The organism is Caballeronia grimmiae (genome assembly GCF_000698555.1).
GTDB lineage: Bacteria > Pseudomonadota > Gammaproteobacteria > Burkholderiales > Burkholderiaceae > Caballeronia > Caballeronia grimmiae.
Genome location: NZ_JFHE01000002.1, coordinates 292,940 through 316,016 on the forward strand (window position 1 = coordinate 292,940; position 23,077 = coordinate 316,016).

The following is a 23,077-nucleotide window of genomic DNA, read 5'->3' on the forward strand; positions in this document are numbered from 1 at the left end:
TGAATCTCCGCTACCGGTATGACGCGCCGCGCGTACCGTTGATCGCGAACACGTCGCCTTCCGGTGCATGGTCGACTTTGCCGTTGCGGGGGACAAGTGGTATTCGCCGCGTGCTGTCAGGGGCTAGATGAAACCAGTCGAGCTCTGCGTAATAGTGATGGTCCGCCACATGCACCCAGCGCGCGAAGTGCGTTGCACTGACGTTGAGCGCCCATCCGTTATCGTCTTTATCGAGTGAGACGCTCAAGCCTACATCGCGGCGTTCGCTGACGGACATATCCGGAAGGTGAAAAGCCTCGGACAGCAGTTCGCCGGTATCCGCATTGGTGAGACGCACGTGCGTTGTATCGTGTGCGCGCGGACCAAAACGGTATGCATACGCAGTATCGAAAAACGCGCCAATGAGCGAGCTGGAATTGATTCTGTGAATGCTGTGAGCCTGCAGAATGATCTCGCATGAACCGCCCGCGACTTTCACCGCGCCATCGCGCAGGCAGGTCAGTTCCACGCGCGCGCGGGTTTCATGAGCCGTTTCATTGACGAGATGAACGTCCAGACCGTCGAGACCTTCGTCGGTAATGAGCGCCTGCACGGGTTGCAGCACGCGGGCAAGCCCATGCAACGCACTCTTCGGGACACCGAATACGTCGATCACGCCCCAACCGGCGCCGGGCCGCAGATCGAGCAAGTTCCACACGATGCCACCCGTGCATGTCGATCCCTTGCGTCGCCATTCGGAAAACACTGCGCCCATCACATCTGCAACGACGGCCCGCGATAGCGTCAGATAGCGCTCAGGATCTTCGTAGCGCAGTCGCGCGACGTCGACGCCATAGAGCGATCGCAGGTAATGTTCGCGCACGTCGTCGAAATCCCAGGCCGCGCCAGCATCGCGCGGCACGGCGATTTTCCATCGCGGCTCGTGCGGCCGTGATGCGTTAGGCGTTGCGCGCAGAGCTACATCATCGGGAACGTTGGCGAACGCAAGGCATTCCGATGCGAAGCAGACTTGCGCGCGGCGCGCATCGTCGAAAGGGCGTTGATAGGCCCCAACGCCGTAGTAATGCGTGTTGCCGCCGCGCGTTCCGAATGGCATGGAGAGTCTGTCTCCTGGCGCTGCACTCGGCGAATTGACGACATAAGGAACGTCTGGCCGCATCGCCGCAATGATCGAAGGCAATTGCTCGGTGAATAGCGGCTGTTGATAGGCGTCGAAGGGCAGACCGAGCATTGCCGCCTGCTGGTGCACTTCACTTCCGCCACACAACACTGCAAGCGATGCGAAGCGTCGCGTGCGCGCAAGGAATTGCTGCGCTTCCAGTTGCACGCTCCGCTGAAACGCATCGTCAGTCGGATAATCGAAGTTGGCGAATGCGAAGTCTTGCCACACCATGATGCCGTGTTCGTCGGCGAGTTCGTAGAATGTATCGGATTCGTAGAGCGTCGTGCCGCTTACTCGAATGATATTAAGGCCTGCTCGACGGCATGCGTTGAAAATCGCATTTAGTTTTTCGCGCGGCGCGTCCAGTGCGACGATATCGGCGGATGTCCAGCATGCTCCGCGCGCAAAGACGGGCACGCCATTCACGACGAGTTGAAAGCCCGCGCCATCCGGGCCGCGATCGACTTCGATTGTGCGGAAGGAAACGTCGCCCAGCGAAATATCCTCATGCGATGAGCGTGTGATCGTGACCGGATAGCGTACAGGCTCGCCATGCGTATGCGGCCACCACAAGCGCGCGTGCGTTACGCGGACTCGCCCGGTCAGGGTATGCGCATCGCGCCAGTGAAGCGACGTCGATGCATTGCCGCATTCAAGCCGCATATCGTCAGGCGCTTGGGCGTGATAGAAGCGCACGGTCACATCGAGCAGGCCATCGCTGCCATCGACACTCGACGCCATCTCCACGCGATCAATCGATGCCTGAGACTCGCCGATGATCTCGACCGCACGCCACGGTCCCGCAGGCTGAATTGCAGGGCACCATCCCGGCATATGCCCGAGCAGCGTCGTTCGAACATTGCGCAATGTTGCGGGCTGCGCGAGCTTCGGGCGCCAGCGTGCGCGTCCGCGTTTGGCGGCGAGCGCCGGAGCGATGGATCGAAAGCAGATATGAAGCGTCGTTTCGCCCGCCATTTCGATGTCAAGGTCATGTGCCAGAAACATCGAATCGGACTCGAGCAGCTTGCGGCCGTCGATCCATACTTCGGCGATTGTCGCAAGGCCGTTGAAGCGCAGACGTCGCTTGCCAGTCGCGTGAAGCGTGACGCGATACCAGTGGTCCGACAGTGCATACGCCTGCGCGAGTGCGTCGTCTTTCACGCATGCCGCGCGGTGCGCGGAAGCCACCGTTCCAGGCACCGGAGCATCGAGCCAGTCCGTATAGGCGTCGAGCATGTCGGGCGTTTCACATGCGCCGGCGGGCGTGCTCACGCATTGCCAGCCAGCGTCGAGGGCGCGCGGCGCGAGCGGCGAGGCCTGCATAGACTTTCCTTTTTATTCGTTTTCTTTTGCGTGTCCAAACTGCGCTAGCGCGCGGCCAAGGCCTTATAGAAAGCGCGCAGCAAGCGGCTCGATGACCTTGTCATACGATGCTTCGAGCGAGTCGAAACAGTCCGTGCACGGATCGGAACGTGAACGCATGCGCGCGCGTGCGAGCCGGAACTGCATCACCATAGCTTCGCTTGCCATGGTTTGCGCGCTCGTCTGTATGTCCACGGGCACATCGACGCCATTTGCATTGAGCCAGGCCAGATACTTCGACAACAACTCGAAGTTCGATCCAAGCTGACGCATGACATTGAACGTGTACAGATGGTAATAAGCGACATCTCGTTCAAGCAATGTGCGCAAATGTTCAGGAAACTCTCTGCGCCATTGCGAGATCGGATTCAGAGCAGGACGATCCGCAAGACGCAACCTGAGTAAGTCCAACGAGCGTTGCACGAGCGCGTCGCCTTCGAGAGGTGGACGCGCGCGTTTGACGAACTCCACGTACGGAAAGAGCGCATGCACGTCGCCGGCGAGATTGGGCATCAGGCGAAAGACACCCTCGTAATCCTCGCCGGCTAACGCGAAATAGCCAGCGTTATGGAAGTAGGTGATGTGCTTTGCCTGGGCATCGATCGTGTCGATTGCAATCGTGGTCTTCGAGTGAGTCTGACGATACGCTGTCGCACGCGTGTCGGGCAAATAGAAAGCATCGACCTCGGCGACGACCACATGACCGCGCTTCGTCTGCTCGCGGACATGCGCTTCGAAGGTGTCGTAAAGGGCGAGCTCCTGCGCCTGCAATCCATAGAGCCTGCCGATGTCGTCGAGCGAGAACTTCGGAAACGTGAACTGATCGCCCTCGAAGTCCTGCGTCACGGTAAAGCCTAGCGCCGCATGCGGATCGCAGCCCAGATGATGCAAGAGCTCGATCCACAAGTCGACATAGCAATTCGTTTCTAGCCAGACACGCTCGCCGCGATGCAGTGCATGGCGGCTTGCTTCATCGTCTGTGCCGGTCAGTGCTTCTGCGGGCGAGCGTGCGTTCATGCCTCTTCGCCCATGTTGGCGAGACCATCTGCGATGATCGGGTCGGCATTGCCCCACAGCAGTTCGCGCACCGGAGCAGGCCATGCCTTCACGTCGAGGCCATGATGACGGAAAAGCGCAAGGGTCGTGCGCTCCATGCCGAAGCCTACGCATGCGGTATGCGCGACGCTATCGTCGGCCTGGCGGATGTTCCACAGCTCGCCAAAGTGCTCCATGTGATAGTTGAACGAGAGGCAAGCGGTCGGGCGGTCGGGCGTGGCAACCGGCACCAGCAATTCGAACTTGAGTTGCTGCGCGCGCTGGCTGTCCGCGACGATCTTGCCGCCACGGCCGAAGAACGGATCGTTAGCGAGGTCGATTTCGAATGGCAACTGCAGAAGGCGCACGAGCAACGATCCGCGCTCGATCCATTTCTGTCTGAACGCCATCACCTGTTCAGGGCTGCCGACGCGGATATATTCGCGCATGCGGAACATCTGCATGCGGCCCGGATCGATGGAAGGCTCGTGACGGAAACAATAAGAGAACGCATCGAACGTTGCACCGTCCTTCGCGAGGTTGCCGCGCTTGGCGACGAGCGGATAGATCGGATAGCAAGCGGCCGGCGTCAGGACGAGGCGCGTCGGCTTCTGCTGATCCATCCATTCGTCCGAACGCTCTTCTCCCTCGCCGATATGCACGATCTTGTCCAGTGCTTCCAGCAGGCGATGATGTCCGCGGTCATTGCCCGCGAAAGAATGGATGGTGCCGGCCAGATTCGGGAAGCTCTTCAGATACTCACTGTCTTCGAAGTCGCGGCGACGCATGGCCGGCGGAAAGCGCAGCACTTCGGCGTGCTGGTCCGCGCCGAGCAGAGTGATTGCTTGATTCAGGCGCTCGACGATATCTTCGAATATCGCGCTGCGGCCATAGAGTCCGTCTTCGCCCGTATCGATGAGAATGCCTGCTTCGATCAGGCGGTCTCGCAAGGTGAGATCCGATTTGTCGTAACTTGCCTGCGTCGCTTGTGATTGTGCCTCAGCCATGATTGCGGCTTGTTCGGTCGGCATGTTCATATCGTTATAGGTCCCCGGTTGCGGCGCGCTGCGCAAGCAGCAGGTTCGCCGTATTCAATTCGATGCGGTCGTTGCTTATCATGAGCGGCGCGGAATGCAGGTCGCGCAGATGCCGTCCCACACTAAACGGTGTGTCGTTCTTGTAGCCCGCCATGCCGCAGATCATCAGCGCTTCCTGCACGACGCTTACTGCGGATTGCGAGATCGCGAGCTTAAGCATGTTGAGGTCCGACGCAAGACCGATGGACGCGGTGAGCGGCGCATCGATATCGTCCGTGCGATTCGCGTGACGCGTTTCACGCTCGCTTTGAGCTGCTTCGACCGCCGCAAGCGATTCACGCAGACGCGCCTGCATCATGCGCACTGTGGTAACCGCTTGCGAAAGCCGGGATGCGGATGGTGGCAACGCTCCCGGCTTGCCGCGTGACTGATTGCGGAAGAACTGATGCGCACGATGCAATGCGTCCGATGCAATCCCGATCCATACCGATGACCACAACGTATGCGAAACGGGCAGCATGCTTTCATCCGCGATCTTCGAGAACGTTACCGGCAGGATCTGTTCTGCAGCGCCCTTCGCGATGAGCCGATGTCCTTCACTGCACGTGCCACGCATCCCCAACGTGTCCCATGTGCCGCGCTGTTCGAGCGTGAACGTCTCACGCGGAGCGACGATCAATACCTGATCCGATGCCGGTGCGTCGGGATGACGACGCGCAGTGACGAGAATGCAGTCCGCGAACTTGCCGTACGAGATGGTGGTCGCGAGCTTCTCGATGGTGAACGCATCGTCGACGAGATCGACGGCGCATGCGCTCGTGCGCATGTTGCCGCCGATGGTCTCTTCCGAAGTTGCCGAAGCAAGCAGCAACTGCTCGTTGACCATGCGTGCAAGGAAGTCGCGCTGCCAGGGCACGGCCACACCATGATCGACGATGCACACGACCTGGCTTTGGTGCATCGCATAAATCATGGCCGATGAAGCGCAGCCTTTGGCAAGCGCCTCGCACAAGCGGGCGACGCCTGTTATCGAAAGACCATCGCCGCCATGAATGACTGGCACCATGGCAGAGAAAAGCCGCTCTTCGCGCATGGCCGCAATTGCTTCCGCAGGAAAGCGCGCTTCCTTGTCGACTGCATCGGCGTGCTGGGCTGCGATCGCCGCTACGCGATGCGCCGCTTCGAGCAATTCGGCTTCGCTGCGCGGCGCCGCACTCTTATCGACGCTTGCGAGTTGCGACGCTTCCAGTTCCTGCGTCGCGGCGTTCATGCGTCCGCCTGTGATCGACGCAGTTCTTCGACGGCCGCAGCGAGCGAATCGACGCTGGAAAAAAGTCGACGCGTCAGCATATGATCGGGAATCTCTACGCCGAATTCATCTTCGATTGCGAGCATCACGTGAACCGTGGCAAGCGATGAGAGACCGGCGGCGTAGAGATCGTCGCTATCGGAGAGAGTGTCGATGGACACGTCGAGGCGTGCGGACTCGGAAAGGATGCGGCGCAATTCAGTTTTCATTTGTGTCTGGTTTCCCTTGTACTTGGCCAAAGCGCATTTGGCCAATCGGGTCTGAAACGGGTCTACGTTTCAAAGGCCCACTCAGGTTATTTAGGCCGGGACGTACAGGTGGTGGTGATTTGCTCAAAGCATCGTTCAGGTTCTTGGAGCCCTCGCACTCACCGTCGAGGTAGTTTTATCGTATTTAACGAATTCGCAGGGGTGGACGTCCGTGCGATGGCGCACGGTCGTCCCCCATGAGCAGGGCGTCCGGCTTGACGGATGTCTTGGCGATGCTCGCTAGATTACGTTAGCCGTTCAGGCGCTTTTTCGAGCGTTGGTTTTTACCTGCTGCATTTACCCTAGGCAGTAAGTTTTATTCGTGATTGCAAGGTTAATGAAATAATCAGCGGATGAGAATTAAACGAATCTGCTTTCGATGGCGCGTGGTTTTGATGTTCTTATTTCGCGTTGTCTAGCGCTCTGTTAAGTGGTCCACCTCGCACGAGGGCGTTTTAGCTGGTGTTAGACACGGCTGAAAATCTGTACGGTTCACCACGCAAGAGGGAACGGCGACTGAGGTTATTCAAGCTCTTGCGTTTGCCGCGCTCCGACGGCGCAGAGACGTCAGAAGCCGCCGCATATGAAGCATCCGGTCGCGCCGACGGATGATGCGGGCGTCACAAGCGATGCCGTGCTAGTTGCGGACATTCTTTACGACACTATTGCCGACACCGACGCGTTGCATGACGAAACCGGGTGAGACCGCGCGCATCGTCATGGAAGTGAGTGACGACACGTCTTTCTCGAAAGACCGAGCGCAAGCGGCAACATCGACGTTGCGGCGCATGTTAGTGACGAAGTGAAGCTCGTCAAACGTACGGCCCGGATCTACAACTTGCGCGACATCGTCGAAGCGCCGTTCGCCGATTGGCGCACGCAAAGGACGTTTGACGACTTCGACGCGGTGCAGAGCGCCGTTAGCCAACCGGGCGGCGTCGATCCCGCATGGAACGCGCTCCCCGATGCGGTCCACGGCGAAGCGCGGACAGTTGCATGAAGATATGTCTTTGGCGACGCGAAGGGACGCGCACGAAATGTGCTGTGGTGCTTAGGCGCTGTAGCCGTTAGCCGAGCGCCCCACCACGCCGATTGCATGCTGCATGCCGAATGTGGCGCGCAGAATGCAATCGTTCCTTGCCGTACAGACAAACTTCACCGAAGAGGCTTGACATGAAGAAACGCAGATTGACGTTGTTAGCTGTCGTGGTGACAGGCGCGACATTCGCCTCGGGCGTCGCACTGGCTCAGGCCGGGGGCAACGGCAACGGGGGATCGGGCGGCGGCAACGCTCACGGCGCCGCGACAGCCGGACCCACGGTCGGGGGAGACAATGCATCCCCGCCCGGAAGCACCCGCAAAGGCGGCTTTCACTTCAAGCACAAGAAGAAAGCGAAGCCGGTCGAATCGACCACGCAGTGAGCCGCGTTCGGTCGAACGCGACGAGCTAGGCTGCCGCGCTCTCGGCGTCGAGGTCGTCGGTGCCGAGGCGCGAGAAGATATCGCATACGGCACGCATCTCGGCCTCGTCGCGTATGGTCACGACGACTCGCGTGATGCTGCCGAAGCCTTCCGCTTCGGGACCGTGCGTGTCGGCGCGGTCGAAGTCGGGAAGGATATCGTCGCCCGACGACGCGATGTCCAACGCCTCATAGGTGTCACCCTGGCCGACGTGCTCGGCGATGATCCATTGCGTCGGCGAACTGGCGCTCAGCGCAATCGACATCTGGAAGTCGGCAAATCCGCTCATACGCGCCACGCGGATTCGGTCGCTGGCGATGCCTTCTGCCTGCAGATCCCCAAGTGCTTCATCCAGCTTGCGGGAGCCGCAAAACGCCCCGGATACTTCTCGCATCATTGCTCGTCTCCTGGCGGCCAGCCTTGAGGTGATCGCGCACAGTCAGCGCATTCGCGCCTCCTGAGTCGAAGTGGCCGCTTGCCTGCAAATCGGTTGCTGTGTTCTGTCTTGCTCCGCTTCGACTCGTCCGGGTAAACGTGATGCCTGACCAGCGAAGGCCTCTCTACGCAGGGAAGGACGAATCGATTATCGAGCTTTCAAAATTCGCCTGTACGCGATGGTTGGCAATCGAACAGATGCGTACGTGCGGGGTGGCGCGTCTGACGACGATCAAGCAGCAGCCGGCTTTCCGGCGCAGGCGCTGTCGTCACTTCAGGCGGTACGTGAACTGTACGCTGCACCGCGCTGCGTTTCAACGAATTGTTCTTTGCATTCAATCGCCGGGGTCAATACGGATGCAGCCGTCACGTACATCCATTCCATAGCCCGCATTGCCGATAAGTCGTCGTACAAGCTTCGTCGCGCCCTATAATGAGCCATTCGCATTCGAATCCGGCTCTTTCATGTCACAACCACCCGCACCCGGCGCGCTTCGCCGTTCCCGCAACCTCACCGAGGAAGTCGTCGCCGAGCTGTCCGAGCGCATTCGGAGCGGGGCGCTGCAGCCCGGAGACAAGCTGCCGACCGAGTCGGAAATCATGGCGCAACTCGGCGTGAGCCGCACCGTCGTGCGCGAGTCCATTTCCCGATTGCAGGCGGCGCGGCTGGTGCAGACGCGTCATGGCATCGGGACTTTCGTGCTCGAAGCGGGGGATCACGACCGGTTCCAGATTGAGGCTGCCGGTGACCTGACCGTACGCGATGTGATGGCGATTCTCGAGTTACGTATCAGCCTCGAAGCGGAGGCGGCAGGTCTAGCCGCGATGCGTCGCACGGACGAGAACCTCGCGCAGATGCGCCGCGCGCTGGATGAGTTCGAACGGCACATCGCGGAAGGTACGGGCAACGCTGTCGCAGCCGATGTCGCATTCCATCTCGAACTGGCGAAGGCGACAGGCAATCGCTACTTCCATAGCATCCTGAGTCAGCTGGGCAACACCATCATTCCGCGCACGCGAGTGAATTCGGCTGCGCTTGCGCATCACGATCCGGGCAGCTATCTCGATCGCGTCAATCGCGAGCACGAGGATATCTACGATGCGATCGCACGCCGGGATGCCGAGGCGGCCCGCGCAGCGATGCGTATGCATCTGTCGAACAGCCGGGAGCGGCTGCGGCGGGCTCAAGAGGCGTCGCTCAAGGTCTCGGATGCGAGCTAGGATAGCGGTGCTCCGTCTATAAGGCGGGGTGCTTGCTGCGCGAATCGGATGCTGCATGCGGCATGCGGCATGTGGCATTCAAAATGCCGGTTGGTGTTCGGACCCGATCTTTGCCGGTGCATTCGACAATAGGCGCTAAGTCCAGCTCTCATGTCGCGTTCACCAAAGTCCACCTGAATGTGCTGGTGGCACATGTCCGCACGCCTACGCGACTCGCAGCGGTTTTCCAAAAGCATTCCATTACTTCGCGAGCCGAAGCAAGAGCCCTGCGTTGCAGTAGTGCGCCAGCGACAGCAGCTTTCCCCGCGGATGCAACAGCGACAAATGCGGTCTAGCGCAGCCCGCGGCGCATTCGACGCTACCGCTTATCAAGACCGAGCCGTGCGCGTCTACAGCAAGCAAGGTTGCCCGCCTCAAGCCGCTTCACAATCGAACGACGCGACTAGTTTGCACCACGCCGGCAAACCATACAGTGTCGAGTTCCGAAGCAAGCGCCCTCAACGAAGCAGATCTGCGCATCACAAACCGCCGCGCGTCCCAAAGAATGAGCACAAGCGCATAACGTACTCAATTGCCCAGCCGACCAACTAAACTCACTCAGCATCCCACCCGCGCAACATTACGTTCCATCTGGCGCACTTCCGCCAGAATTATGACGCCCGTATCCTGCTCGTCGCTTTCCGCACTTTGCCATTGATGTCTTCTGCCACCACGGTGGCGTCTGTAACAATCGCGCCGGATGATGGATGCCCGGCTATTGCCCGATAACGTCGAAAAAGGAGAAGCACCATGCCGTACGTCACCACGCAGGACAACGTCGAGATTTTCTATAAAGACTGGGGCCCGAAAGACGCACAGCCCATCGTGTTTCACCACGGCTGGCCGTTGTCCTCCGACGATTGGGACGCACAAATGCTCTTCTTCGTGCAGAAAGGATATCGCGTGATTGCGCACGATCGACGCGGCCATGGCCGCTCGTCGCAAGTCTCCGACGGGCACGACATGGACCACTACGCAGCGGACGCCTTCGCTGTCGCGGAAGCACTGGATTTGCGCAATGCAGTGCATATCGGCCATTCGACCGGCGGCGGCGAAGTAGCACGCTACGTGGCAAAGCACGGCGAACCGGCGGGACGCGTTGCGAAAGCAGTGCTCGTCAGCGCAGTGCCTCCGCTGATGCTAAAGACCGAAGCGAATCCCGAAGGGCTGCCCATTGAAGTCTTCGACGGTTTTCGTAAAGCGCTTGCCGACAACCGCGCTCAATTCTTCGTCGATGTTCCGGCCGGTCCTTTCTATGGATTCAACCGTTCCGGTGCGACGGTGCAACAGGGCGTCATTCAGAACTGGTGGCGGCAGGGCATGATGGGCAGCGCCAAGGCTCATTACGAAGGCATCAAAGCATTCTCGGAAACCGATCAGACCGAAGATCTTCGGTCGATCACGGTGCCGACGCTTGTTCTCCATGGCGAAGACGACCAGATTGTGCCGATCGCCGATGCAGCGCTGAAGTCGATCAAGCTGCTTCAGAACGGAACGCTCAAGACGTACCCGGGGTTCCCGCACGGCATGTTGACGACCAATGCCGAAATCCTCAACGCCGATCTGCTCGCATTCGTGCAGTCTTAAGCTCTCTCACTCGCGGGAATGGTTAGTACGTTTCCGCGAGTGCCTCACCGGGCAGCGTCATTAAGTTCGGTGAAATAATGCGAATCGCATGTCATCTATTGCGCACGCTCGAGCAGGCCCTCGCCAGACTAGAGCGTTCACTGTGCGCCGTGTTGTCGGGGACGAGCTGCCCCGTGCTGCCTCGCATTCTCGTGTGCCGCGACTTAATTGCGCTGGTGCCGCGCCGGCTCGTGCGTCCCGGCGAAGGATTCGTGAACGTCGACGCGCGATCGAGCTGTCCGGTTTTCTACAGACCGTGCGCGGCACGCGTGGGTCTGATTTGGAACGTGCCCAAAATTCGTGTGACGTGTCGCTTGAGCGGCCGCCTGCTGTCGAATCAGGAATGCGTTCGATGAACATCCTGCCTCTGACTAACAACCGGTGGCGGATCGCTCGTTGCTTGCGCGAAGATAATCGTCGTCGCTAATTGCTCGGCGTCTTCCGCACCGCAAACCGGACACGCCTTGAGTGCTCTGTCCTGGCTATCCACGAAATAAAGCTTGCCGCAATGGGCGCAGTTGATGACCATGATCATTACCTCGACTGCAACGTAATTTATAGCCCTGGTTACTGACTTGGACCGCGTACGTTGAGAACGGGTACTTATCGCGGACATTAAGTCGAGAGAAAAGGAGCATTCGCCATGCCTGATTGCGTTGGCCGTCGCCTGTCGCGCGCTGAGGTCGCGCTTGCACTCGTCGTCGCATTGAATTTGGCCGCTTGCCAGTCGACTGGACAGTCATCGTCACAAGTGTCGCCGACCCGCGCGCATCAGTTGTGTGAGTTACGCGAGCTGGAAAGCGTGGGTTATCAACCGTGGCAGGAGGACTTTTACTATCCGCGTAATTTGCAGGCGGCACAGGCGCGTCTGGAAGCAGCGAAACGCGCGCGCGGACTTGAAGGCGTCGATACGTGCGCTACAGCCGACGCGAGCGGAAACCCACGCTAAAACTGATCGCCAGAATTCACCGGCGTCCATCCGAATACGCTTTCGAAGCGCTCGCGAAAGGGAGTGCGAATGAGCGGTGGAGACTGCCGGATATATGCTTCAGCACGGCCGCGATCCTCATCGTTGAGTGAGTTCATGTACGTGATTGCTTCGTCGACGCTTGGCATACGGCCATTCCGATCGTGCGACTTTGGAGGGAGCGCGGTCCAGACGACAGCGTCCGCGCCATTGCGCGCGAGCCACTCAGCGAATGCGTGAGATTGTGGATAGTCGACGCCCGTCGGTGGTGGAACGCTGCCGATCCATTCTCTTTCGTTGATGCGTACGTCTTCGCGCTTGCGCAACGCTTCGCGAGCGGCATCGAGTGAGTCCACCGCGATGGGAGCCCAATAAGTCGTCGATACGGGAGCAGATGCAAGGACGACAAGACTTGCGATCTCGCCATCGGAATGCCGCGCGAATTCAAGCGGTATCGAAGGACCGCCCTCGCGCCAGTCCCCTTCGATTGGAGCGCCTTTCAGATTTCATAGCATGGAGCCCCAGGCGATGCATACGATTTTCATGCTGCAGGCACAGCACGTGACATGCCTATGAATTCGCGCCATAAAACGCGCTCAGGCATTCACCGCGAGATAAGCATGAATCTGCGCGACGACGGCCGCACCTTCGCCAACCGCCGACGACACGCGCTTGATTGAACCCGAGCGCACGTCGCCGATTGCATAGACGCCCGGCATGCTCGTTTGAAGCGACATCGCGCGGGGATCGCTGCCGGGAACGTCTGCGCCCGTCAGCACGAAGCCTTTCGCGTCGAGCGCCACGCCGCATTCCTTCAGCCAGCCCGCTCGCGGCTGCGCGCCGATGAAGACAAACAGATGATGCGTATCGAGCGCGCATTCACTGCCGTCGCGACTGCGATAACGCACGCATTCCAGACGCGCATTGCCCTCCAGCGAAGTCAGCGCCGTGCCCGCGTGCAGCGTCACGTTGTGCAACCCCGCAATCCGCTCGATCAGATAGTGCGACATGCTCTGCTTCAAGCTCGAGCCGCGAAAGAACAGATGCACGTGCTCCGCGTGCGAAGCGAGAAAGACGACGGCCTGTCCCGCTGAATTGCCGCCGCCGACGAGCGCAACGGGCTCCTTGCGACACAGCCTCGCTTCGATCGGCGTGGCCCAGTAATAAACGCCGCTGCCTTCGAAACGCGCGAGACCGTCGACGTCCGGACGACGATAATCCGCACCGCTCGCAACGACGACCGTGCGCGCGGCGATACGTCGGCCGTCGCAGAGTTCGACGGCGAACGCGTCGGCACCGCAATGCAGCGCTTTGGCTTCGCACGGAATGCCGATATGCGCGCCGAATTTCTGCGCCTGCACGAACGCGCGTCCCGCGAGCGCGAGTCCCGTGATGCCGGTCGGAAAGCCGAGATAGTTTTCGATGCGCGAACTGCTGCCCGCCTGTCCGCCGGGCGCGCGGCAGTCGATGCCCGCGACCGACAATCCTTCGGAGGCCGCATAGACGGCTGCGGCGAGCCCCGCTGGTCCTGCGCCGACGATCAACGCATCGTAGACGTGGGCCGGATCGAATTCAGGCACGAGGCCGAGGCACGACGCGAGTTGCTCTTCATCCGGATTGCGTAATACCGTCCCGCTCGGGCACACGACGAGCGGAAAATCGTCGGGCTGCGGCGTGAGACGTTCGAGTAGCGCGAGCGCTTCGGCGTTCTTGTCGGCATCCAGCGTGACGCTCGGAAAGACATTCCGGTTCAGAAAATTTTGCAACGCCCGCAGCCGCGCATTGCCCGATGCGCCAACCAGCACGACGCCGTGACCTCGCTCGAAGACGAGCACGCGGCGCAGGATCAGTGCGCGCATGATGCGTTCGCCGAGATCGGCTTCGGCGACCATCACGGCTCTGAGCGCGTCGGGGCGCAGCAGAATCGCGTCGACGTCTTCGATGACGTGTGCATCGACCACGGCGGGCTTGTTCGAAAGCTGCGCAACGTCCGACGTGAACTCGCCGGGTTGCGTGTAAGTGTGGATCACGCGTTCACGCAGCAGCCCTTCGCGCGCGACGATTCGCACCTTGCCCGACAACAGCACGAACACGCCAGGGCAGAGGCCGCCTGCGCGATACAGGAACGCGCCCTTGCCGTAATGCACGATGGCGCCGAAACGGCGCAGGCGTTCGACGTCGGCTGCAGAGAGCACCGGAAACATCTGCGCATAGCGCGGGTGATCACGCGCGCTGGCGTCTTCGCTTTCAGTCGAACGCGTGCTCATAGGGGCCGTCCTCCGCTGATAGATGAAAGAGCGCGCGTGATGCGATGTGAAGACGTTGATTCAATCGTCGTTGCGACGGGCGCGCTTCCTCATCATAGGAGAGCGGCGAGTGAAATGTAATGAATGTGAAATATTGACTCGCGACGTTGAAAGCGATGTCGCGAGGCCGGCTGCGCGCGAACGCTTCGCTATTTCCCCGCTCCTCCCGATGCCTGTCCGCGCTGACGCGCTTCTTCCTCACGCTTCAGTTGACCCGGCGGCGTGCCCATCTGCGTTGCCGCGCCCTGGCCGCCCTGCGGACTCGCGCCTTGACCACTCTGAGCGCTGTGGGCCGATTGCCCGCCGCGCACGCCCACTCCTTCGTTGCGCTGCTGACTGCCCGGTGCGGCGGCTTCGGTGGCGTAAGAAGAGGTGGCTGCGATTGCAGCGGCGCCGGCAACCGACAGCATCAATGCAAAGCTACGCGTGCGCTGGATCATCATGGCTGACTCCTGTTATGTCGACGCACGATGTCTGCAATGCGCATGCCGCCCAACGCCACGGCTGAGCGTTACCACTCGACGCAAATCTTCCCGAAGTGCGCGCCGCTCTCCTGATGCCGGAACGCATCGGGCAGTGCGTCGAAACCAAAGGTTCGATCGATGACGGGACGCACGCCGTTCAACTCCAGCGCGCGCACATATTCCTGTTGATGCCGCCGGCTACCGACGATCAGCCCTTGCAGCTTCGCCTGACGCGCCATTAATAGCGACGTCGGCACCATGCCTTCGCGCCCTGTCAGCACGCCGATCAACGCGATATGCCCGCCGACGCGCACTGCTTCGATAGACTGGGCAAGCGTGCCGGGGCCGCCGACCTCGATCACGTGATCGACGCCGCGCCCATCGGTGAGTTCGCGCACGAGTGCGCCCCATTTCTCGTGCGTGCGGTAGTTGACGGCATGGTCGGCTCCGAGCGCCTTCGCGCGCGCGAGCTTTTCGTCCGACGAAGACGTAACGATGACTTGCGCGCCCATCGTCTTCGCGATTTGCAGCGCCGCAATCGATACGCCTCCGGTGCCGAGCACCAGCACCGTATCGCCCGCCTTGAGCCCGCCATCCACGACGAGCGCACGCCAAGCGGTCAGACCCGCCGTGGTGATCGTGGCTGCTTCGGCATGGCGCCAGCCGCGCGGCGCGTGCGTGAAGGCGGTGGCTGCGCGCACGACATGCATCGCCGCCATGCCGTCGATGCCATCGCCCGGCGTCCCCGCGAAATTGCCGACTTCGGATTGCGGCAGGCCGTCGCTCCATTGCGGAAAGAAGCAGGACACGACGTGATCGCCGACTGCGAACTCGGTGACGCCATCGCCGACCGCTTCGACGACACCCGCACCGTCTGACATCGGCACGCGGCCATCGGCTGTCGGACTCTTGCCGCTCACCACGAGCAGGTCATGGAAATTGAGCGATGTAGCGTGCAGCGCAACACGAATCTGTCCCGGTCCCGGTTGTCCGGGATCGGGAATGTCGCGGATTTCGAGCTTGTCCAGTCCGCCAGGCGCGCGGATAGCGAATGCCTTCATCGGGTTTCTCCTTTGCCGGTAGCGGCAGCGTATCGGTAGATGTGCATTCTGCATGCATCATGCAAACGCCGCGTGCGGTGCAACTGGCAGACCTGATCGATGCCCTGCGCGATCGAGACGCGTGAGCGGGCCATTTCGTCGATTGATTCGTGGATAAACTACGGGCGGGCGAGAGGCGACGCGGCCCGGCGGAGCGCCGCGTCGTAGAAGATTGCACTCAAAATTCAAGGCGCGTCGGTGCCGAGTTCGACGCGCAATTCGTCGACCGAAACGACGTTGCCCTTCGGCGCGTTCAGACCGCTCACGCGCACGAACGACACGACCATCTCGCTTGCATTGCCGACGCCGAGCCGCGCCAGTTGATCCGTCACATCGTAGGAAAGCATCTTCATCCCGTGATGCGTGGCCGTCGATATTTCGAACGCGCCGACCGTGCCGACGAAATGCTCGCTCTTCACCGCATCGATGTCGCCGGCGGCGGGCAGATTGAGATAGACGTTGTAGAAGAATCCGCCGTTTTGACCCTCAGTTGTTATCGCGAGGCCGTCGAGCACGAGCTTCACATGACGGAACGATGCCTTGCCGGGGGCCACTGCCTGCGGCGCTTGCGATGATTCGTCGAGACTCGCCGCGGGTGACGACGCAAGCACGTCCTTGAGCGCGGTCGCGCTCGTGGCCGCGAGCGGAATGGCCGCGCTCAGCGAGGCATTGCCCAGTCCGACGCCTCGGACGCCGCCTAACGATCGTCGTGTCGCCGAGATGCTGCGGCCCGGGCTTGCCGTGAACCTGCCGGCTTGAGGCCGTGCGTGAATCGCCGATACCTGCGCCTGTACTCGCACGATCCCTCCACGCTGCGCTTGCGGCGGCAACACGACCGGCATGGTGTTGTTGGCATAGGTATAACCTAGGCCGGCCGCCGTCCGCGTTTTCGATTTCGCCATGGTAAGGCCATTTGCATACGTAAAACTGCCGCTCCAGTAGCTGTTGCTGGCAGCGGGCACTTTGCTCGTCGCGCGCAGCTCCCATGCGCTCCAGAGGCGGTCAATGTTGCAGTGATGCAAATAGAAAATCGGATCGATGGGCGCCGTCAGAATGTTGCCCATGTAGCCGCCGATGATGTCGTGGACCGGATTGTGCGGTGCATTCTCGAACTTCGTTTCGAATGCGTTTCTCGTGCCCCGCTGCATATTGACCACGGTCGAGGCGAACGGACTCAGATCGAGCGCCTGATAGACGTTGTTATTCACGCGCGAGACGTACAGCGGATTGCCGCTCGCCGAATCGGTGAATTCGGAAGGAATGACGGGATAAGTATAGTAATCCCAATACGGCAGAGTGAGGGATGGATTGATGGCTTTCAACTGCTGCTCGATGCAATACATATAGCCGCGATGCCACGCCAGAAAATACGGCTCGCTATGCGGACAATAGTTGCGATGGACATTCACCCAGTATTGCCATGATGCCGGCTTGCTTGCATCGGTGTTGCTTTTCATCTGTCGAACGGCTATGTAGAACGCTTCGAGATACTGCGATTTGAATGCTTGCCATTCGAGCCTGACAACCGGGGGCGTCACCGCCACGCTCAGTTTGGGCAGGGATAAGAGCGCGAGCGCCGACGCCGTTCCCTTGACGAACGTGCGCCGCTTGATCGAATTGGAGTCCATACGGAACCTCGTGAACGTGGAAAGCCCAGATAAAGCGAGCGACTGGCTTCCGCCGCACTGCCGCAAAGACCCTGCAACGGATTCGCCCTCCATAGTGGGCAAAAGAAGTATGGATCACGTGCGGGAACATTCAATCCGGTAATTAGAATCGCGAACGAATGGAATGTTCGGTAACGAACATACAAGCTTGCATGACGCATCGAGTCCGTCACTAAGGCATGTGTGCGCCGGTGTGAGGCTTCGTCTACTGAATCATGAACGTCTCGTACTCGAGCATCTCCAGCTTGCGATCGAGCCATACAAGACTGACGAGCAGCACCAGCAGCAGCGACGCCGCGAAGCCATAGCCATACCAGCCGGGATTGGCCAAGAGCGTCACCCCCGTCAGAGCGACATTCGATATGACGAACAGGCCGACGAGCGTGAGCACCACACGCCGTTTGTCGAGATAGAAAAACACGTTGATCACGCCCATGAACAGTACCTGCAAACTCGCGGCGATCACGTCGATATACAGCAGCGGCGAGTAAAGCGCCGATATGCGCAGCCATCCGAGCAGCGCCGCGCTGATCGCGAAGAGCAACAACGCAGCGGTCGCCTGCACTTTCACGATTTCATAGAGTCCGTTGCGCAGCGCCTCGACCATCGCGTTGCGCATGCGTTCGATATGCTGCAGAGAAGCGCCTTCCCGCACCGCGCCATAGAAGGCGTCGTAGTACTCGACGAAGTCGGTCTCGATACGCATCAGGAAGACCGCCATGCCCGGAATGATCGCAAGATACGCCAGAAAGACGGGAATGTCGTAGATGATCGACGCGCGCAACGGTCCGATCACATCCTGCCCGGTCCCCGGCGCATACCAGAACATGAACTTGTCGACCCAGATCGCGAGGTTGTAGAGAAAGCCCGTCGCCATCAGAGTCGGGTAACGGTAGCGCTTCGAGAAGAATTCGAAAGAGATGAAGCGATCGCTTGTGTAGTCGCGATAGATCAGCGTCAGCAGGCCCGCAAGAAGCACGGTCTGACCGAACACGAACCCGCCGAGCAGTCCCGTCAATCCGAAGATATTGAGCGTGATGGCCGCACCCGCCGTCAGCGTGTAGCCGATAAAAAACACCCACAGTATCGACGTGTATTGCTTCATGCCCGACAAGAAGATCGTCGCGAGCCAAATGTTGCTCATGACGACGAAGCCCGCGAGCATCAATAGCCGATACGCCGCCGTCTGCCCGGGAAAAAGAAACACCACCGCGAGTCCGCCGAGCAGGATTGCGGCGATGGTCGCGACGAGCGCCGCGCCGTGATAGTTCGGAAGCACCATGTCGCCGCGTTTCTCGAACAGGCGGTCGGACGTGAAGCGCGTGAAACCGAGTTGCAGCGGCCCGGTCAGCACGAGCGACAGCGAGATCAGATACGTCACCGATACCTGAAACTGCGTGATGAGCCCGGACGGCAGCACGAACGGCAGGCTTAGAATGCCGATCAGCAGCATGCCGATGATCGACAGAATCCACGGTCCCGCGCTGATGAGTCCCGCATACGCATACGCCTGCATCAGTCCGACGAGCGTGTCGCGCCGGAGCATCTTGCGCAATTCGAAGCCGATTCCCGCCATGACGATTCCCGTGTCAGTGGTTATGCGTGGCCGATAAGCTGCTCGTATAGCTTGCGATATGCGCCGACCATGCGTTCCTGGGTGTAGAAGCGTTCGACGCGCGCAATGCCCGCCGCCTGCGCCGCGCGCCAGTTGTCTTCTTTCAGCAGCTCCAGCGCGGCATCGGCGAGTGCGCGCGGGTCGGCAATTTGCACGACGCGGCCTGCGGCACCTAGCGCTGCGTCGTCGCCGGGCAAGCCGTAGATCAACTGTCGGCACGAGCCGACATCGGTCGTCACGGAAGGAACGCCCGCTGCAAAACCCTCCAGTACCACCAGCGGCAATGCTTCGGATATCGAACTAAGTACGAGAACGCCGCATTTCGGAAGCAACTCGTCGATCCTCTGAAAGCCGAGGAACTTGACCTTTCCTTCGAGTCCGAGACTTTCCACGAGACTGCGACATTCCCGTGCGTATTCGGGGTCCTCGTCCTCTGGTCCCGCGATCCATGCCTCCGCATCGGGTTCTTTGCGCACGACCGTCAGCATCGCGCGAATGAAGGTCTTGATGTCCTTGATCGGGACGACGCGGCCAATCAGGCACAGCGTCTTCGGCACGCCGGGCGCCCGCTTGTCACGCAGCGCCGAAAGCCTCGGCAAGTCGACGCCATTCGGTATGCTCGCGGTCTTTTGCGGCGGCGCGCCATCGGCGACCTGTCGCTGACGGTTGCCTTCATAGAGCGCAATGATGTCGGCGGCCGCGTCGTAACACACGCGCCCGAGCGTCTCGAAGAAGCGCACCCATAGATCGCGGAAATAACCCACCTGCGATACGTCGCGCTCGAAGATGCTGCGGTTGTCGCGTATCCACTGGCTCTGGAACAGGTCAATCTTGCGTTCCTTCGTATAGATGCCGTGTTCCGAAACGAGCAGAGGCCGGCCGGTCCGAAAGTGCGCGAGCGCGCCGAGAAACCCCGCATATCCCGTCGATACCGTGTGATAGACACCGGCATCAGGCAAGCCATTGGCAATGCGTGCGAGCAGCCACAAGGGCTTGTGCATCACGCGTACGGTCCAGAAGTAATCGACGAAGGAAGGATCCGTGCAGCGCTCCCGATACTGCTCCGTAATTGTCTTCCAGGCCTCGTGCGAATAGAGGAACTCGCTCTCCGACAGGCGGCCATCGGGAGCGAGGTCCTTTAGCAGGTCGCGCAGCATCGAACCAGCGGCGGCACGCATCGCCGGATTGCGCATGGCTTCGTGCATTTCCGCCGATTGCGCAAAGGCCGCGCGATCCCCGCGGCGTTTCTCGGCTTCCGGCGCGGCTTCGAAATCGTACAGAAAGTGATTTTCCTGATGCACGACGTTGGGCGGCAATGCATACGATGCCTTCGGATAATCCTGTGGACGGCTGCCGAGAAAGCAGAGCGCAAACGTGAGATCGGGAAACGCACGGATGATCTGATTCACCCAGCTTGATACACCACCGCTTACATACGGGAACGTCCCTTCGAGGAGCAGCACGACATCCGCGCGCGTGGCTTTGGGTAACGCAGTGCTGAGCGCAGGCCAGGTCTGCACGGACGCTGCATCGGGAAGGGCAACGGTGTTCATGTCGAGCCTTTGCGAAGAGTGGCGAGCGGGCCGCGCCAATAGTCGAGCACGGGTTTCATGACGGGCAGGATCGCGGACGGGCTCATTTGGCCGAGCAGTGTTTTCACCCGCGCGAAATCGCCGCGCAAATAAGCGGCTTCCGCGAGATAGGGCAGCATGCGATCGCGTGCGAAGCCCTGTTCGATCGCGCGTTCGAGCAAGCTGTCGGCGGCATCGAGATCGCCGCGGTCCAGCGCGAGCCGTCCGCGCATGCGCCACAACGCGGCGTCGGAGGGCTCGATAGCGAGTGCAGCGGCGGCGTAGGCATCGGCCTGATCGGCGGCGTTCCGATAGACGTCGCCCTGAACGAGATGCGCATAGATAAGCTCGCCATAGAGTTCGGCGAGCGTCTTGTTGACCTCGTAACGCTCGCGCGGCTCAAGCTGCATCGCGAGCTTCGGGCGTTGCGCGAGGATCCGCTGCGTAAGCTGTTTCTCCTGACTGTCGAGCATGCCGTAAGCGAGCAGGCGGATATCATCGAGCGGATCGGCGAGCATGCCGCGCAATAGCGGACTGATGGTATGCGCGGGCATCGACTGCATCGCGAGCAAGGCGGTCATGCGCAGCGATGTCACCGCTTCGGCGTTCTGTAACTCGGCCTTCAGGCGCGCGCCGCGTCCGTATGAAACATGCGGAATCAAATGCGTCGCGAACTCCGGTTCTTCGACGTAAGCAATATGGCGAGCCTGCACGCGACGCGGCAACGCAAGCGCCACGATCATTGCGCCCACGGAAACGAGCGCGCCGCCCGCCGGTACCGCGAAATTCAGCAGCCACAGATAGCACCATGCCCCTTTCGAGCGATATCGCAGCGGCAGGGTCCGCCAGCACGCAAACGCGATCAGCGCAGCAGCGACGCATTGCAGCGCGAGGCACATGAGCAGCACCCGCGTTGGCGGCCCGCCTTGCGCAGCGAGTACGAAAACGTAGGCCTGCACGACGCCGCCGCAGATCGCTGACAGCCACGCGAGCGCCAGAATCGTGCGATGGATCGCGCGCTCAGTCTTCGACATGACACAGCCTCAGAAAGTGATGCAGGCCTTCCACGGGCGAATCGGCGGAAAGGCGCATTGCGTGGGTCGCGACGTGAGCCGACTCGAAGTCCGCGCCAAACTGCGCGCGCAGATTCTCTTCGATGCGCAGCAGATAGCCCGCCACCGCGCTTTCACCTGAAAGCGGCATCAGTGTGAGCACGACGCGACGCGCCGGCGTGATGATCGGCCATTGCGCATCCAGCGAGCGTCGCAGACGCAGCACGTGTTCATGCAGCGATGCGCCGAACTCGCTCGTATCGAAGACGAGCGCGACGAGCGACGACTCCACACCCGTATCGCGCAGCAGATGCACGAGGCGGGCATAGTCGAGTGCAAAATCATAAGGACACCGTGGGAATGCTTGCAGGATCGAGCGGCTCACATCTGCATGGCGCACGCTGTCGGCGTAATAGCCGCATAGCACGAGCAGGAACTGGAGGTTGTCGCGGGTCATCGCGAGAAAGGGCATGCGTTCCACGACGAGCAGCGCCACGTGCCGCCCGGCGGCGTCGAGCAAGGGCGCGACCGCGCGATAGCGCGTGCTTGCATCGGTCGCCTTCGATTCGGGATGCGTCAGCACGAGCTTGTCCAGCGCCTCGCTGACGAGCGGATCGCTGATGTCGAGTTCGAAGGGATCGCCGACGCTGGCAACCGGCGTCGTCGCAACCGTGCTTCCGGTCCATGCAAAGAGGCTCGCCGTTTCGAGCTGACACGCCTGCGCAGCCGTCTTCAGAAAGCGCGCGGCGCCTTGCAGCGGGCCATCGTCCTCGTCGTTAAGCGCGAGCGAACGCAGGCGCGCTAGAGAATCGCGCAAGGTCGCGGGGCGCGCAAGCACGTCCTGTTCGAGCCGCTCATGCGACAGGCGTAACAGAAACTGATTCTTCGTGAGTATCGACAGCCGTTCGGCGAGATAGTCGTTGGCAATGCGCGCCTGCCGCTGACGTCCGATCCAGATATCGCCGAATTGCCCACATAACAGCGTGAGCACGAATCCGCCGAAGAAGAAGCCGCCGGGAAATGCGGCGTGCGCGTGCGTGCCGTTGGCCCACTGCGGTGCATGCCATGCGAGCAACAGCAACAGTGCGCTGCCCGTGCCCGCGAGCGTCCCGTAGCGGAGCGCGAAGACCACAGGCACGAGCCAGACCCAGCCGAAGCCGGTGCGCGAGAGCAGCGGGTCGGCGGGGTCGACGAACCAGCACACCACGAGCAGCGCGATGGTCGCGACGACGACTTCCATCGCGATGAACGCGGCCCGCCTGCGCGAGATGCCCGATGGCGCGAACACGCGCGCCCACGGCATGTCGCGGGCGACGGACTGTCCGCTTTGCGCGGCGCGCTGGCGTCGCGGATTGGCGTCGTCCTGGCTCTTGCCGCTACCTTCGATTGCGGGCATGGCG

At 60.8% G+C, this 23,077-nt stretch carries 19 protein-coding genes; 4 read left to right on the forward strand and 15 right to left on the reverse strand.

Translation table 11 applies throughout. From position 1 onward, the window contains the following. Positions 1 to 10 precede the first annotated feature (10 nt). The 5 genes from BG57_RS03615 to BG57_RS03635 all read right to left on the reverse strand — a co-directional run bounded on the left by BG57_RS03615 (position 11) and on the right by BG57_RS03635 (position 6,114). Positions 11 to 2,485 (reverse strand): glycosyl hydrolase 2 galactose-binding domain-containing protein, encoded by a 2,475-nt coding sequence (locus BG57_RS03615; RefSeq protein WP_035960214.1) that lies wholly within the window; start codon positions 2,483 to 2,485, stop codon positions 11 to 13. Between the two features lie 63 nt (positions 2,486 to 2,548). Further along, positions 2,549 to 3,541 carry a DUF1839 family protein gene (locus BG57_RS03620; RefSeq protein ID WP_035960215.1) on the reverse strand — a complete coding sequence of 331 codons (993 nt, stop codon included), beginning with the start codon at positions 3,539 to 3,541 and terminating at the stop codon, positions 2,549 to 2,551. Further along, positions 3,538 to 4,596, reverse strand: a complete 1,059-nt coding sequence (locus tag BG57_RS03625) for an amino acid--[acyl-carrier-protein] ligase (protein ID WP_035960452.1) — start codon at positions 4,594 to 4,596, stop codon at positions 3,538 to 3,540. The genes BG57_RS03620 and BG57_RS03625 overlap by 4 nt, the downstream gene beginning before the upstream one ends. 4 nt (positions 4,597 to 4,600) lie before the next feature. Then, a complete protein-coding gene (locus tag BG57_RS03630) occupies positions 4,601 to 5,866 on the reverse strand; it encodes an acyl-CoA dehydrogenase family protein (protein ID WP_035960216.1) in 1,266 nt (421 codons plus the stop codon). Next, positions 5,863 to 6,114, reverse strand: a complete 252-nt coding sequence (locus BG57_RS03635) for an acyl carrier protein (protein WP_035960218.1) — start codon at positions 6,112 to 6,114, stop codon at positions 5,863 to 5,865. Before BG57_RS03635 ends, BG57_RS03630 begins: the two co-directional genes overlap by 4 nt. 877 nt (positions 6,115 to 6,991) lie before the next feature. Between BG57_RS03635 and BG57_RS32925 the strand changes: the two genes are divergently transcribed. Both BG57_RS32925 and BG57_RS03645 read left to right on the forward strand, forming a co-directional pair. Beyond that, the gene (locus BG57_RS32925) at positions 6,992 to 7,153 is read left to right on the forward strand and encodes a hypothetical protein (protein ID WP_160174706.1); all 162 of its coding nucleotides are present in this window, start codon (positions 6,992 to 6,994) and stop codon (positions 7,151 to 7,153) included. A 173-nt stretch (positions 7,154 to 7,326) separates the two neighbouring features. Next, entirely contained in the window at positions 7,327 to 7,575 is a 249-nt protein-coding gene (locus BG57_RS03645) for a hypothetical protein (RefSeq protein ID WP_035960221.1), read from the forward strand. 25 nt (positions 7,576 to 7,600) lie between these two features. Here BG57_RS03645 and BG57_RS03650 read toward each other — a convergent pair whose 3' ends face one another. Continuing rightward, positions 7,601 to 8,011, reverse strand: a complete 411-nt coding sequence (locus BG57_RS03650; RefSeq protein WP_035960223.1) for a hypothetical protein — start codon at positions 8,009 to 8,011, stop codon at positions 7,601 to 7,603. A gap of 503 nt (positions 8,012 to 8,514) precedes the next feature. On the opposite strand from BG57_RS03650, the gene BG57_RS03655 reads away from it, so the two are divergent. Both BG57_RS03655 and BG57_RS03660 read left to right on the forward strand, forming a co-directional pair. Then, entirely contained in the window at positions 8,515 to 9,270 is a 756-nt protein-coding gene (locus BG57_RS03655; RefSeq protein ID WP_035960224.1) for a FadR/GntR family transcriptional regulator, read from the forward strand. Positions 9,271 to 10,059: 789 nt separating this feature from the next. Beyond that, positions 10,060 to 10,896 (forward strand): alpha/beta fold hydrolase, encoded by an 837-nt coding sequence (locus BG57_RS03660; RefSeq protein WP_035960225.1) that lies wholly within the window; start codon positions 10,060 to 10,062, stop codon positions 10,894 to 10,896. A gap of 376 nt (positions 10,897 to 11,272) precedes the next feature. On the opposite strand, the gene BG57_RS32405 is transcribed toward BG57_RS03660, so the two are convergent. From BG57_RS32405 to BG57_RS03715, 9 genes are all read right to left on the reverse strand, one after another. Then, a complete protein-coding gene (locus BG57_RS32405) occupies positions 11,273 to 11,470 on the reverse strand; it encodes an FmdB family zinc ribbon protein (RefSeq protein ID WP_152562499.1) in 198 nt (65 codons plus the stop codon). Between the two features lie 1,028 nt (positions 11,471 to 12,498). Then, positions 12,499 to 14,169 carry an FAD-dependent oxidoreductase gene (locus BG57_RS03680; protein ID WP_052005607.1) on the reverse strand — a complete coding sequence of 557 codons (1,671 nt, stop codon included), beginning with the start codon at positions 14,167 to 14,169 and terminating at the stop codon, positions 12,499 to 12,501. 188 nt (positions 14,170 to 14,357) lie between these two features. Beyond that, positions 14,358 to 14,651, reverse strand: a complete 294-nt coding sequence (locus tag BG57_RS03685; protein WP_035960230.1) for a hypothetical protein — start codon at positions 14,649 to 14,651, stop codon at positions 14,358 to 14,360. A gap of 68 nt (positions 14,652 to 14,719) precedes the next feature. Next, positions 14,720 to 15,733, reverse strand: coding sequence for a zinc-dependent alcohol dehydrogenase family protein (locus BG57_RS03690; protein ID WP_035960231.1), 1,014 nt, complete (start codon positions 15,731 to 15,733; stop codon positions 14,720 to 14,722). Positions 15,734 to 15,957: 224 nt separating this feature from the next. After that, the gene (locus BG57_RS03695; protein ID WP_035960232.1) at positions 15,958 to 17,400 is read right to left on the reverse strand and encodes a tyrosinase family protein; all 1,443 of its coding nucleotides are present in this window, start codon (positions 17,398 to 17,400) and stop codon (positions 15,958 to 15,960) included. A gap of 244 nt (positions 17,401 to 17,644) precedes the next feature. Further along, a complete protein-coding gene (gene pelG / locus BG57_RS03700; protein ID WP_035960233.1) occupies positions 17,645 to 19,015 on the reverse strand; it encodes an exopolysaccharide Pel transporter PelG in 1,371 nt (456 codons plus the stop codon). A 20-nt stretch (positions 19,016 to 19,035) separates the two neighbouring features. Then, positions 19,036 to 20,607: a GT4 family glycosyltransferase PelF gene (pelF, locus tag BG57_RS03705; RefSeq protein ID WP_052005608.1), complete on the reverse strand. Its 1,572-nt coding sequence runs from the start codon at positions 20,605 to 20,607 to the stop codon at positions 19,036 to 19,038. Next, on the reverse strand, positions 20,604 to 21,659 hold the full coding sequence (locus BG57_RS03710) for a tetratricopeptide repeat protein (protein ID WP_229753955.1): 1,056 nt from the start codon (positions 21,657 to 21,659) through the stop codon (positions 20,604 to 20,606). The genes pelF and BG57_RS03710 overlap by 4 nt, the downstream gene beginning before the upstream one ends. After that, the gene (locus BG57_RS03715) at positions 21,646 to 23,073 is read right to left on the reverse strand and encodes a PelD GGDEF domain-containing protein (RefSeq protein WP_035960234.1); all 1,428 of its coding nucleotides are present in this window, start codon (positions 23,071 to 23,073) and stop codon (positions 21,646 to 21,648) included. The genes BG57_RS03710 and BG57_RS03715 overlap by 14 nt, the downstream gene beginning before the upstream one ends. Positions 23,074 to 23,077: the final 4 nt, after the last annotated feature.